This is a genomic window from Enterococcus sp. AZ163, assembly GCF_050498925.1.
GTDB classification, from domain to species: Bacteria; Bacillota; Bacilli; order Lactobacillales; family Enterococcaceae; genus Enterococcus_A; species Enterococcus_A ferrettii.
In genome coordinates this window covers 292,278-305,465 of sequence record NZ_JBIPAO010000001.1, presented here as the reverse complement: position 1 = coordinate 305,465, position 13,188 = coordinate 292,278, and the positions used below count along the sequence as shown (strand labels likewise).

The following is a 13,188-nucleotide window of genomic DNA, read 5'->3' as shown; positions in this document are numbered from 1 at the left end:
GGAACAAAATTGGAAATTCAATTTCAATCTGATATCGGTAGACGTCGCCAAATGAATCAGGATTATGCGAATGTTTTTGTGAATCAAACACAAAAGTCATTAGCAATCTTAGCTGACGGTATGGGTGGCCATTTGGCAGGAGATGTGGCCAGTAAAATGGCTGTCAATGGACTTGGTGCCGCTTGGGAAGCTTCAGACATTTCAGACAGTGAAAAAGTTGCGCAGTGGTTCATCCATCAAATTCAAAAAGAAAATCAAAAAATTTATCAAGAAGGCATTGAACACTCCGAGATGCAGGGAATGGGGACAACCATTGTCGGTGCTGCCTTATTTGATGATAATTTTACGTTAGCTCATGTTGGTGATAGCCGTGCCTATTATATTCACGACCATACGATACGTCAGTTGACTGATGATCATTCACTAGTGAACGAATTGGTGAAATCTGGCGAAATCACTGAGGAAATGGCCGCAGTTCATCCACAAAAAAATGTATTGACTCGGTCAGTTGGGGTATACGGTACTGTAGAAGTAGATGTTTCTCATCATACGTGTCATGCTGATGGCTATTTGCTTTTGTGTTCTGATGGTTTAACTAACATGGTAAGCGAAGAAAAAATTATGACCATCATCGAGGATGATCAACCTTTAGCTGATAAGACAAGTCAATTAATCGCTAAAGCCAATGAAGCTGGTGGAGCCGATAACATTACCGTACTATTAATCCACTTTGGGGAGGAGGTACCGGAATGATAGATATCGGGAAAATAATTAATGGCCGATATAAAATCATCGCTAGTATCGGAAGTGGTGGGATGGCCAATGTCTTTTTAGCCCACGATTTAATTTTGGATCGCGATGTTGCTATCAAAGTGTTGCGTTTTAACTTCCAAAATGATCAAACAGCAATACGTCGTTTTCAAAGAGAAGCCTTAGCGGCCACTGAGTTAGTTCACCCTAATATTGTTAGCGTATATGACGTAGGCGAAGAAGAGGATATGCAATATTTAGTAATGGAATATGTACGTGGTATGGATTTGAAGCGATACATTCAGACTCATTACCCAATCCCTTATACTAAAATTGTCGATATCATGCAGCAAATTCTTTCTGCCGTTAGTCTGGCACATGCCCATGGGATTATTCATCGTGACTTAAAACCACAAAATGTACTGATTGATCAAGAAGGTGTGGTGAAGATTACTGATTTCGGGATTGCAATTGCCTTATCGGAAACTTCCCTTACACAAACGAACTCTTTACTAGGCTCAGTTCACTATCTTTCTCCAGAACAAGCACGAGGAAGCATGGCAACGAAACAATCAGATATTTATGCTTTAGGAATTATTTTGTATGAAATGATGACAGGAAATGTTCCTTTTGATGGTGAATCAGCGGTAACGATAGCACTAAAACATTTTCAAGATCCGATTCCTTCGGTGAAAGTATTTGATCCGCAAGCGCCACAGTCACTTGAAAATATTGTTATGAATGCAACAGCGAAAGATCCGGCTGATCGCTATAAAACTGCAGAAGAAATGTCAGAAGATTTAGCGACTGCTTTATCTCCAGGGCGCTTAGATGAACGGCCGTGGGAGCCAACAGTTATGCATGATGAAACAAAAGTTCTGACGCCAATAACAGAGGAACTGCCATTGGAAGAAAAACAACCGGAGATTCCGAAGATGGTAAATAAGCCAGTTGAACCTCCCAAGAAAAAACGGAAGAAGTGGCCATGGATTTTATTGGCACTTTTAGTTTTAGCGATAGGAGGATTTGCAGCGTACATGTTTGCAAGTTCTAATCAAGAGTTAGCTGTTCCAGATGTTAAAAATATGACCGAGGCAGAAGCACGACAAACTTTGCAAGAGGCAAAGTTAAAGGTAGTAGAGCGTGCTGAGTCAATTCCTGATAGCGATGTTGAAGAAGGACATGTTGTTCGAACTGATCCGGAAGCTGGCAGTATGATTCGCCGTAATCGAACTGTTCGCTTATATGTCAGCAGTGGTGTAGGAAAAGTTGAGCTAGATAATTACACCGGTGAACAGATTAGTGATGTTCGAAAGACTTTAAGGGATTTAGGCTTCTCTTCTAGTCAAATCAAGATAAATGAAGATTATAATGACGAGGTTAATAAAGGGACCATTATTAGTCAAGATCCAACCGAAGGCAATGAAGTTGACCCTTCAAAGGACACGATTACCTTTGAAGTATCTAAAGGTCCTCAAACCTTTACTTTGGGAGATTATTCAGGTATGACTTATGAAGCTGCTGAAGCTGCTTTGTTAAATTTGGGAATCGATGGTGAACAAATTCAGCGAATTAATGAAGATAACGAAAGTGTAGCTGCTGGAATGGTAATAGGCCAAGATCCTATTCCGGGGACTAATGTGACAGCTGACAAATTAATCAAATTACAAGTCAGCAAAGGTCCTGCCAAAGTGACTGTGCCTAATCTAAATGGTAAAACACAAGCTGAGGCACAAATTGAATTAGAAAATCTGGGATTAAAAGCGACTGTTACTGAAGAATTCTCTGATAGTATTGAAGCTGGAAAAGTTATTGCAACCAGTCCAGCAAATGGTGAATCTGTAGATAGCGGAAGTACTGTTACCTTGAGAGTTTCAAAAGGTACAGAAGTGAAGCAACAGAATTTCAACGTAACAATTAATGCCAGTTATAAAGGGAATAATGAGCAAACTGAAACAATTACTGTTCTAGTAAAAGATGCGAATAATAGCAGTCTGACAAATAAGGCAACCTTCACTTTAGATTCCAGTACGACCTCCAATAGTCAAGCCGTACCTGTTACAATCAAAGATGGATCAGAAGCGACCATCCAGGTTCAAAGAGATGGTGTGACTGTGGTGACTAGGAACGTAAATGGTGAAACAAGCATTAATGTTCCATGATTTAGAAGATATCTTTTTCCGATTGGAGGAAGGTATCTTTTTTAGGTTTTTTTTACTGATATTTGTTTATTGAATATGGTACAATGGTTGCGAGAGAATGTATCGAAGGGAGTGAGGACCATCGAAGGACAAATTCGTAAAGCATTAAGTGGTTTCTATTATGTATTCAGCGATGGAAAAATGCACCAGACCCGAGCCAGAGGAAACTTTCGTAAACGCGGACTGACCCCGCTAGTTGGGGATGATGTAGTTTTTAGCAGCGAAGAAAACAGTGAGGGATATGTTTTGGAACTGTTGTCGCGAAAAAATGAACTAATCCGTCCACCAGTAGCAAATGTTGATTTAGGCGTCGTTGTAACCAGCTTAGTTGAACCAAAGTTTTCTTATAATTTATTGGATCGATTTTTGGTTACATTGGAAAGTAAATTAATTGATCCAGTCATCTATCTTTCTAAAACTGATTTGATGAAAGATGAAGTACAGGTTGCTGAAATTAAGGCTGTTTATGAATCTCTAGGATATCCTGTAATTGCAGGGCTAGCAGAAAAAGATCGCCTGACGGACTTATTCAGTGATAAATTAACTGTATTTATGGGTCAATCAGGTGCAGGAAAGTCGACATTGTTGAATGAGTTAGCACCAGAATTACAATTAGCAACAGGTGAAATTTCTGAAGCGTTAGGAAGAGGAAAACATACAACCCGCCATGTTGAATTATTGGAACTATTTGATGGATTAGTCGCCGATACCCCTGGGTTTAGTTCAATTGACTTTTTGGAATTATCAGTAGATGAGCTACCGAAAGACTTCCCAGAATTTCTAGCAGCTGCACCATACTGTCGCTTTCGGGAGTGCCGCCATGTAAAAGAGCCGGGTTGTGAAGTAAAAAGAAGAGTAGAATCTGGCGAAATCACTCAATCAAGATATGATAATTATCTGCAGTTTCTACAAGAAATTGAAAACCGACGACCTATTTATAAAAAGAAAAACTAATTTAGTACTAAGAAAAAGGAGTAGAATAAAATGAAAATTGCCCCATCAATTTTAAGTGCGGACTTTGCACGTCTAGGTGAAGAAGTAAAGATGGTTGAAGCAGCAGGTGTCGATTATATTCATATTGATGTAATGGATGGAAACTTTGTACCGAACATTACCTTTGGACCTAGTGTAGTAGCCTCATTGCGCCCAATTACTAAACTGCCGTTGGACGTTCATTTAATGATTGATGCACCAGAAAAGTATATTGAAGATTTTGCTAAAGCTGGATCAGATATTATTATGGCCCACGTTGAAGCAACTCCGCACATTCATCGTGCCGTTCAAATGATCAAACAAGCAGGAGTAAAAGCGGGAGTAGTATTGAACCCAGGAACGCCAGTAGAATCAATTAAATATGTGTTACCTCAAATTGATCAAATCTTGGTGATGACAGTAAATCCAGGATTTGGTGGTCAATCGTTTATCGAAGAAACTGTTGAAAAAATTGCGGAGCTGGATCAGTTGCGAAAAGATAATGGTTATCACTATGAAATTGAGGTTGATGGAGGTATTGTACCAGAAACAGCTGCTAAGTGTCGTGAAGCTGGTGCAGATGTATTTGTAGCAGGTTCGTATATCTATGGATCCGAAGATCCGGAAGCACGAATTGAGGCATTGCGGGAAGTTTTAAATTAATGAATATTCTATTGGTTGCGGGTGGGAATCCCCAGAAATGGCCGGATTTTCAAGTGTCAGATTTTGATTTTTTCGTTGGTATAGATCGTGGAACTCTCTATTTATTGGACGAAGGCATTCATCCTGATTTAGCAGTAGGTGATTTCGATTCTTTGTCCGCTCAAGAGCGTAAACTTGTTTTTGATTCAGTTGGGGAAATAGCTGAATCACCTGCTGAAAAAGATGACACAGATACGCAATTAGCACTAGTTAAGACTTTTGAACGCTATCCCTCTGCTAAAGTAACAATCATTGGTGCTACGGGTGGGCGATTAGATCACCTATTAGCCAATATATGGTTAGGTGTAGAACCTAGATTTCAGCCTTTCCTTCAACAATTTCAATTGAAGGACCAAACAAATACAGTTAGTTATCTGACAGCTGGTGAGCATGTAGTAATTAAGGAATCGGGTATGAAATATCTGGGTTATTGTTGTTTAACACCTATTTCAGCTTTGACATTGCAGGATGTAAAGTACCCACTGGATCATGTTGAAATTTTACAGCCTACTAGTTTAGCCAGTAATGAGTTTTTACAAAGCGAAGCAATAATAAGCTTTAAAACGGGTGTTGTTGCAGTAGTACAAAGTAAAGATTAAGTAAATACTGAGTCAGCAGAAAGCAAAAAAATTACAATTTGCGCTGCTGACTTTTTTAGTTGCTAAAATTCTCTAAAATCGCGCCTCGTTGCTTTTTTAAGCTGACGGTTAGTGGTAGAATTTAGAGTATCTTATTATGTCCCGAGGTGCCTTTGTGAGAAAGTTTAATCCAAATAAAAATATCATTATCCTACTGATTTTAGTTATTATTGTTATCGCGACAATTTCGATTACCGCAGCAAATCGTGCTCGTGAAGGAAAAACTAATATTGTACAATCCATGATTAATGATACTGTAGGAGTAGTGGACAAAGCCATTACTGCGCCAGGTCGCTGGATAACTGGCGGAACGTCAGCAGTATCTAATTTGATCAATGCCTATGAAGAAAATGAGCAATTGAAAAGCAAAATTGATCAATATGACGAAGTAGCGTTAGAAAATGAAAATCATGAAAGAGAAATTGAACAATTGAAAGAGGAGCTGTCGTTGAATCAAACGTTAACCAGCTTTCAAAAAGTAACTGCCAATGTGATTACTCGTTCGCCAGATACTTGGCAAGATATGCTTATAGTTGATAAGGGAAGTGCAGATGGTATAGAAGGAAATATGGCTGTAATGTCACAAAAGGGCTTAATTGGTCGCGTCGTTGAGGTAAATACGCATACGTCTAAAGTAGAGTTGCTTACGTCTGATAACAAAAGTACCAATCATTTTCCTTTAAAGATCACTTCTGATTCTGGTAATTCCTTTGGTATTTTGACCAGCTATGATGAAAAGAAACAACAGTTAGTTGCCACTAAAGTTACCAAAGAAAAAGACATCAAAGAAGGCGATGTTGTCCAAACTTCTGGGTTAGGTGGGAATTCACCAGCAAATTTACCAGTAGGTACAGTTGCAGAAGTTAAAACAAACAGCTTTGGTGTAGAAAGAGAAGTTTATATCAAGCCATATGCTCAAATGTACGATATCTCTGTTGTGACGATTGTGCAACGGATGGTGGAGGCGGGTGAATGATTGAGAAGGGTTATTTAAAGTATGTTGCCCCGCTGTTATTATTTATCTTTATGTTGCTGGATGCGCATGTTAATCGTTTATTTACACTTTTTTTCAGCGACGACTACCAAATGAATGCTCACATCATGATTTTGGTTTTGTTAGTTGTTTCTGAAGTTTTAGATAAACGATTCGCGATTGGTACGATGTTAGTCATAGGCGTTTTGTATGACTTATATTATATCGGTGTAATAGGTATCTATGCGGTTATTTTACCTTTGACAGCGGCATTAATCTATCTGTTTGGTAGGGTTATCCATCAGAGTATGCTAACTCTATTTTTTTCAATGATCATCTTTGTAACTTTTTTTGAGTTGGGTAGTACATTGCTGCAAATGGCCTTTCAACTTGCTCATGTCAACAACCAGTTATTTGTCACGCGTTTCTTGGGGCCAACACTAGGAATGAATATTTTGCTGTTCATCCTCTTGATTTTCCCCTTAAGGAAAGTCTTAATCCAAAAAAATGCTAGCTTAGAATAAATGAAATTTTACTGAAAACAGGAGTCTGAGGCTCCTGTTTTTTTATTGTGACAGAAACTATTTTAATTAGAACGAAAATGAAATGGTTTTGTAACAATGCTATTATACGCATGACATACAGCTATGGTAAACTCATCAATGTGTTAGAAAAAAAGTCTAATAAAATTCATAAACTAAAAACGTAAAAGTAGTCGGAGGATATAAGAGTGAAAAAAAGTTTGTTATCAGCATTAATGGTATGTTCAGTAACATTAAGCGCACTAGCAGCTCCAGCCGCAGCTTCAGCCGATGAATTCGATAATAAAATTGCTGATCAAGATGCGAAAATTTCTAATTTACAAGACCAACAAGTAACTGCAGAATCTCAAATCGGTTCTTTAGAAAATGAAGTTGCTGCAATCAATACAAAGGCACAAGACCTATTAAATGAACAAACGACATTACGTCAAAAATCAGAAGATCTACAAAAACAAATCAGTGCATTGCAAGAGCGAATTGAAAAACGTTCAAAAGCAATTCAAGAGCAAGCACGTGACGTTCAAGTAAAACAAAGCACTTCAAATGTAATTGATGTTGTTTTGAACGCTGAATCATTTAGCGATGCTGTAGGTCGAGTACAAGCAATGAGTACTATCGTGAAAGCTAACAATGACTTAGTTGAACAACAAAAAGCTGATAAACAAGAAGTTGAACAAAAAGAGGCTGAAAACCAAAAACAAATTGAACAAATTGCTGCTAACCAATCACAATTAGAAGGCCAAAAAGGTGAACTAATTGCTAAACAGGCTGACCTAAATGTTCAAAAAGTTTCATTAGCCGCTGAACAAGCAACTGCTGAAAGCGAAAAATCTGCTTTGCAACAGCAAAAAGCAGAAGCAGAAGCTGAACAAGCTCGTATTCAAGAAGAAGCACGTAAAGCTGCAGAAGCTCAGGCTGCTGCCCAAGCTGAGGCTGAAGCACAACGTAAAGCTGATGAAGAAGCTGCTAAACAAGCTGCAAAAACAGTTGCTTCAAGTGAAGTTGCAAGTTCAGAATCAAGCACAGTAGAATCAACAACAACTACTCCTTCGACTGAAGAACAAACAACACAATCAAGTACACAAGAAACACCAAATAGTTCAGAAACACCAGCACCAGCTCCTAATGAAAATGGAAACAATGGCGGTACAGGAACACCTACACCAGCACCAACTCCTGATCCAACGCCAGCACCAGTAGTTCCAACACCGACTCCAACACCAGCACCATCTGGTAATGGTTCGGCAATAGTAGCTGAAGCAATGAAACACATTGGTAAACCATATGTATGGGGGGCTAAAGGGCCTGAATCATTCGATTGCTCAGGATTTACCAGCTACGTATATCGTGTAGCTGCTGGACGTGAAATTGGTGGATGGACTGTTCCTCAAGAATCTGCTGGAACAACAATTTCAATCGATCAAGCGCAACCAGGTGACTTGTTATTCTGGGGTGGTCATGGTGGAACGTATCATGTTGCGATTGCTTTAGGTGGCGGTCAATACGTACATGCTCCTGCACCAGGACAAACAGTTACAACTTCTTCATATGCATACTTCGCACCAAGTTTTGCGGTTCGTATGTAATCAATTAAAATTTGTTGACCGGTACGAAGAAATTCGTATCGGTTTTTATTTTGGAGGCAGTGAAATGAAGAAACATAGTAAAAATGGAAATTTGTACTTAGGAATAGCCTTTGCTATGATCCTTATTTTATTTATTAGTTCTTCTATGACGTATGAGCAGCAAAGTCAAGTATCATTGTTGGATCGACTATTGGGTGGAGAGCCATTAAGAGGAATATTATCTTCTATTTCTTTTACCTATGCAGGGAGTAAAGTAAGCATTCCAGCGTTAGGTTATTCAAAGTTTGTTGAATTCTTCATCCGCAAAGAAGCTCATTTTGGAAGCTACTTTATTTTGGGAGGAAGCTTGTTTCTGGGATTACAACCAAAAATGAAGCAAAAGCAAGTTTTACTTGCGGGATTTTTTGCTTGGTTTTCAGCGACAGGTTATGCAGCTATGGATGAGTTTCATCAAATGCTGACTGGCGGAAGAACTCCATTGTTTCAAGATGTAATGTTGGATTCAACTGGAGCATTAACAGCTTGCTTATTGATTATTCTTTACACTAAAGTACTGAAAAAACGATAGCCCTTCTTTTCCTTGACGAACGATTTTTTAAAGATAAAAATGATAGTAGCGCTTCAACAAAATAGCTAGGGGGAGATACCATGTCAGGACACAGCAAATGGAACAACATTCAAGGTCGAAAAAATGCACAGGATGCAAAGCGGGGGAAAATATTCCAAAAAATTTCTCGTGAAATTTATATGGCTGCCAAAGCCGGTGGTCCCGACTCGAACATAAATCCTGCACTACGCTTAGTAATGGATAAAGCAAAAAGTGCAAATATGCCCAACGACAATATGATGCGGGCAATAAAAAAGGCTACTGCTTTAGGTGAAGGGGAACACTATGATGAGATCACTTATGAAGGTTATGGTCCGGGTGGTGTAGCGATTTTAGTACGTGCTTTAACAGATAATCGTAATCGAACAGCAACTAATGTGCGAGTAGCGTTTACTCGAAATGGTGGGAATTTGGGTGAGACGGGTTCAGTTAACTATATGTTTGATAGACAAGGCTATATTGTAATCGAACGCAAAACTATTTTAATAAACGAGGAGGAAATGTTAGAAAAGGTAATAGATTCTGGAGCGGAAGATATGGTAACCTCGCCAGAATTTTTTGAAATCTATACATCACCTGAAGATTTCACTAATGTTCGCGACCAATTAGAAGCAGAGGGGTTCACGCTAGCTCAAGCAGAGCTGACAATGATTCCTCAAATAACTATAAAATTAGACGAACAGCAAAAGCAACAGTTGGAACATCTAGTGGATAAATTAGAGGATGATGAGGATGTTTCAGAAGTATTTACTTCTGCTGAATAACGTAAAAAAACCGTTTGGAAATTTTCCAAACGGTTTTTGAATTAAAAGACTAATACAGGTGTTCCTAAATCAACTAGTTCAAATACTTGTCCCATTACCCCTGGTGGAGTATTGATACAACCATGTGATCCAACTGTTTGCCATAAGTTTCCACCATAAGCAGGCTGCCAATCAGAATCATGAATTCCAACTCCAGTCCAATCAATTGGCATCCAGTATTTTACAGGACTGGCATATTTACTGCCATCATCGTTGAAGCCACGTAAAGTAGTATTGGTTTCCTTGCTCCATACATAGTTTACCCCTGGAGGAGTAGGTGAAGAAGGTTTCCCGCTGACGATATCAGTTTCTAATGCAACGTTGCCATCTTTGTAAACCCACATGTGTTGGTTTTGTAAATCAACCTCCACATAAGTGTTGCCAATCAGAGCTTTACCTGAATCTGTTGTAGCACCTTCAACAATTGGAGAACGTGTAAAATCTTTTCCTTGAAGGATTTGTTCAGACAATGCTGCAGTTTCATCAGCAGTATTAATTGACCAACTGTAACTGCCAGCAGGAACTTCCACTTCACCACGACGGGTACTATTAAATTTAGTTGGTTGTGTTTTTGTGTTGTAAGTTTGGCCAAGTTCAGTCACATAGGCGGTCACTTTCTCTGGGTCTAAAGTAAGCTTACCTTCTTGATCAACCGTTAGCCAGTCTTGAATTTTATCAGAAGGAATATCAAACGTATTGCCATTAATAGCATACGTCGCTTTTACTTTAGCAACTTTATTCATTTCTTCCAATGATTTCTTCAATTGCGAATCATCTTTTTTAATCGTTGGTTTTGCTAAATATTCATTCATGCTGATTGTATGTTTGCCAGTTGAAACAGCTTCTGCAAATGCATTAGCGGCAGCATCAACATCAATAACAGAACCTTGTTTTTCAGCAACAATCTCAAAACCAGAATCCGTTTGTTTAATCGTTGCATTTTCCGTTGGTGTGCGTGGTCCGTTTACTTGAGCTAGTTCGACCTTCACCTGTTCCTTGATAGCATTCAATTCATTTTCATCTAATGTATTGCCAGCTACATCTTTTGTTTCAGCAGCTGATACCAATTGCATACCCCAACTAAACGGATTTTGCGATTCTTTAATAGAAGTTAATTCATCCGCATAATCTGTTGTCCATCCTAGGTCTTGCCGATTGATTTCTTTCCAATTTTTACCGTCGATTTGAATGACGAATGGTGAGTCAGACAAAGCTTTTTCCATTTTTTTGTTCGCGTCCACTACGGTGAGATTTTCAATCTCAACACCATTGACTACCGTATTAGGTAAAAATCGACTACTAAAATATGTACTACGGAAGGCATAACCCGCAACTAGTAGTACAAGAATACCAAGTACGATAATTAAGCCTGCTTTGGAACGGGAACGCTTTCTATCAGATCTTCGCATCGAAATAACTCCTTAAATTCACAGAATAGATGGTATATCGATAACAAATATACCACAGAACAAGCAAAAAGCGAGCTTTCTCGTACACTTTATAAAAAATATTTAAAAATACCATGAGAAATTCTCTCACGGTATTTTTAATGCTTCTATTTACTTTCGCTATCTAATTCGGCAAAGGCTTTATCCATAACTTCTTTTAATTGACTAGCAGAAGCATTCATTTTATCTTTTTCTGCGTCAGTCAATGGAATTTCAATGATATTTTGGACGCCTTTTGCATTAACAACTGCTGGTGCACCAATATAGATATCACTTTGTCCGTATTGTCCTTCTAAATAGACAGACAATGGGAAAACAGCACTTTCGTCATTTAAAATAGCACGAGTGATACGAGCTAAGGCAACAGCAATACCATAAAATGTTGCTCCTTTTTTCTCGATAATTTCATAAGCTGCGTCGCGTACACCGAAGAAGAGGTTCACTAATGCTTCTTCATCTACTTCGGGATTATCCTTAACCCACTCGTAAATTTGTAAACCGGCTACATTAGCATGTGACCATACCGGGAATTCTGAATCTCCATGTTCGCCTAAAATGTAAGCATGAACGTTACGAGGGTCAACATTAACTAATTCAGAAATTGCTTGACGGAATCGGGCTGTATCTAATGAAGTCCCTGAACCGATAACACGTTCTTTAGGGAAGCCCGAAAACTTCCAAGTAGAATAAGTCAAAATATCTACTGGATTAGCGGCAACTAAGAAAATTCCGTTGAAACCAGAAGCCACTATTTGTTCAACAATACTCTTATTGATCCGTAAATTTTTGTTTACCAGATCCAAACGAGTTTCGCCTGGTTTTTGTGGAGCTCCAGCTGTGATAACCACTAGATCAGCATCATGGGCATCGTCATAAGAAGCTGAGTAAATTTTCTTGGGTGAAGTGAAAGCTAATGCATGAGATAAATCAATTGCATCTCCTTCAGTTCTATTTTTATCGATATCGATAATACCGATTTCTTGGGCGATATTTTGGTTAACTAAAGCGAACGCGTAACTTGATCCTACGGCACCGTCTCCGACTAAAATTACTTTTTGATGGGTTTTAACATTTCCTGCAGCTGCAGTCATTGTGTACCAGTCCCTTCCTTTATTTGTTTTATCGTTGATATCATACCATTGATTTGTAAATTTTGTCACGTATTTCGCTCAAAACTAATACAGTTCTAATCGTTGTTATAGTGGAAAACGGTTTAAAGGATGAGACGAAAGGGAACAGTAAAATGAGAGTTCTTAATGAAATGCCTAACTTTTAACAAGTCTTAAAAGTAGGAATTGACCATTACAGTTTATTTTGTGTTATACTATGTAGGAACACTGGACCGCCTTTTGGCAGTCCAGCATTTTGTCATGCTTAAGGTGAAAGGAAAAAGAATGAAAATGATAGTAGGCCTGGGAAATCCAGGGAAAAAATACGAAAGTACAAAACATAATGTTGGCTTTATGGCCGTTGATTTATTAGCAAAGCAACATGGAGCAACATTTAGGAAACATACATTTGAGGCAGAGGTGGCGGATTTTTTCGTAAATGGCGAAAAAATTCTTTTAGTGAAACCATTAACATTTATGAATGAGTCAGGAAGGGCTGTGGGGCCTTTAATGACTTATTTTGGTGTTTATCCAGAAGAACTAGTGGTTATTCAGGATGATTTGGATTTAGCGTTTGGCAAACTGCGCTTGCGTCAAAAAGGAAGCGCTGGTGGGCATAATGGAATAAAGAGTATTATTTCTCATTTGAATAGTCAAGAATTCAACCGGATCAAAATTGGTATCGGTCGACCAAATGGAAAAACGGTTGTTAATCATGTTTTAAGTACGTTCTCAAAAGAGGAGCAACCAGAAATTTTGGCTTGTGTGGATCGAGCAGCGGAGGCTGCAGAGTTCTTTATTGAAAGTAATGATTTCATTCAAACCATGAATCGATTTAATTAAGGAGGTGGTTCAGC

General features: G+C 38.6%; 13 protein-coding genes. 11 read left to right on the top strand and 2 right to left on the bottom strand.

The genetic code is table 11. The features are described 5' to 3' along the window. Positions 1-9: 9 nt before the first annotated feature. The 10 genes from IGI46_RS01595 (at position 10) to IGI46_RS01550 (ending at position 9,735) form a co-directional block, all read left to right on the top strand. Entirely contained in the window at positions 10-753 is a 744-nt protein-coding gene (locus IGI46_RS01595; RefSeq protein WP_429964567.1) for a Stp1/IreP family PP2C-type Ser/Thr phosphatase, read from the top strand. Then, positions 750-2,912 (top strand): Stk1 family PASTA domain-containing Ser/Thr kinase, encoded by a 2,163-nt coding sequence (pknB, locus tag IGI46_RS01590; protein WP_429964566.1) that lies wholly within the window; start codon positions 750-752, stop codon positions 2,910-2,912. Before IGI46_RS01595 ends, pknB begins: the two co-directional genes overlap by 4 nt. A gap of 75 nt (positions 2,913-2,987) precedes the next feature. After that, complete coding sequence (rsgA, locus tag IGI46_RS01585; RefSeq protein WP_429964997.1) at positions 2,988-3,905, top strand: ribosome small subunit-dependent GTPase A; 918 nt, start codon at positions 2,988-2,990, stop codon at positions 3,903-3,905. A gap of 30 nt (positions 3,906-3,935) precedes the next feature. Next, positions 3,936-4,586 carry a ribulose-phosphate 3-epimerase gene (gene rpe, locus IGI46_RS01580; protein ID WP_207701546.1) on the top strand — a complete coding sequence of 217 codons (651 nt, stop codon included), beginning with the start codon at positions 3,936-3,938 and terminating at the stop codon, positions 4,584-4,586. Next, positions 4,586-5,224 carry a thiamine diphosphokinase gene (locus tag IGI46_RS01575; protein ID WP_429964565.1) on the top strand — a complete coding sequence of 213 codons (639 nt, stop codon included), beginning with the start codon at positions 4,586-4,588 and terminating at the stop codon, positions 5,222-5,224. Before rpe ends, IGI46_RS01575 begins: the two co-directional genes overlap by 1 nt. Before the next feature lie 154 nt (positions 5,225-5,378). Next, entirely contained in the window at positions 5,379-6,239 is an 861-nt protein-coding gene (gene mreC / locus IGI46_RS01570; protein ID WP_207701544.1) for a rod shape-determining protein MreC, read from the top strand. After that, positions 6,236-6,760 (top strand): rod shape-determining protein MreD, encoded by a 525-nt coding sequence (mreD, locus tag IGI46_RS01565; protein ID WP_207701543.1) that lies wholly within the window; start codon positions 6,236-6,238, stop codon positions 6,758-6,760. The genes mreC and mreD overlap by 4 nt, the downstream gene beginning before the upstream one ends. Positions 6,761-6,966: 206 nt before the next feature. Then, positions 6,967-8,364: a PcsB-like coiled-coil domain-containing protein gene (locus tag IGI46_RS01560; protein ID WP_429972688.1), complete on the top strand. Its 1,398-nt coding sequence runs from the start codon at positions 6,967-6,969 to the stop codon at positions 8,362-8,364. A 64-nt stretch (positions 8,365-8,428) separates the two neighbouring features. Continuing rightward, positions 8,429-8,932 (top strand): VanZ family protein, encoded by a 504-nt coding sequence (locus tag IGI46_RS01555; protein ID WP_429964563.1) that lies wholly within the window; start codon positions 8,429-8,431, stop codon positions 8,930-8,932. 80 nt (positions 8,933-9,012) lie between these two features. Beyond that, a complete protein-coding gene (locus IGI46_RS01550) occupies positions 9,013-9,735 on the top strand; it encodes a YebC/PmpR family DNA-binding transcriptional regulator (protein WP_429964562.1) in 723 nt (240 codons plus the stop codon). Between the two features lie 41 nt (positions 9,736-9,776). Here IGI46_RS01550 and IGI46_RS01545 read toward each other — a convergent pair whose 3' ends face one another. Continuing rightward, positions 9,777-11,183, bottom strand: coding sequence for a L,D-transpeptidase family protein (locus tag IGI46_RS01545; RefSeq protein WP_429964561.1), 1,407 nt, complete (start codon positions 11,181-11,183; stop codon positions 9,777-9,779). A 146-nt stretch (positions 11,184-11,329) separates the two neighbouring features. Continuing rightward, positions 11,330-12,313, bottom strand: coding sequence for an L-lactate dehydrogenase (locus IGI46_RS01540; protein ID WP_429964996.1), 984 nt, complete (start codon positions 12,311-12,313; stop codon positions 11,330-11,332). Between the two features lie 303 nt (positions 12,314-12,616). Between IGI46_RS01540 and pth the strand changes: the two genes are divergently transcribed. Next, positions 12,617-13,174 (top strand): aminoacyl-tRNA hydrolase, encoded by a 558-nt coding sequence (gene pth / locus IGI46_RS01535; RefSeq protein ID WP_207701539.1) that lies wholly within the window; start codon positions 12,617-12,619, stop codon positions 13,172-13,174. Positions 13,175-13,188 lie beyond the last annotated feature (14 nt).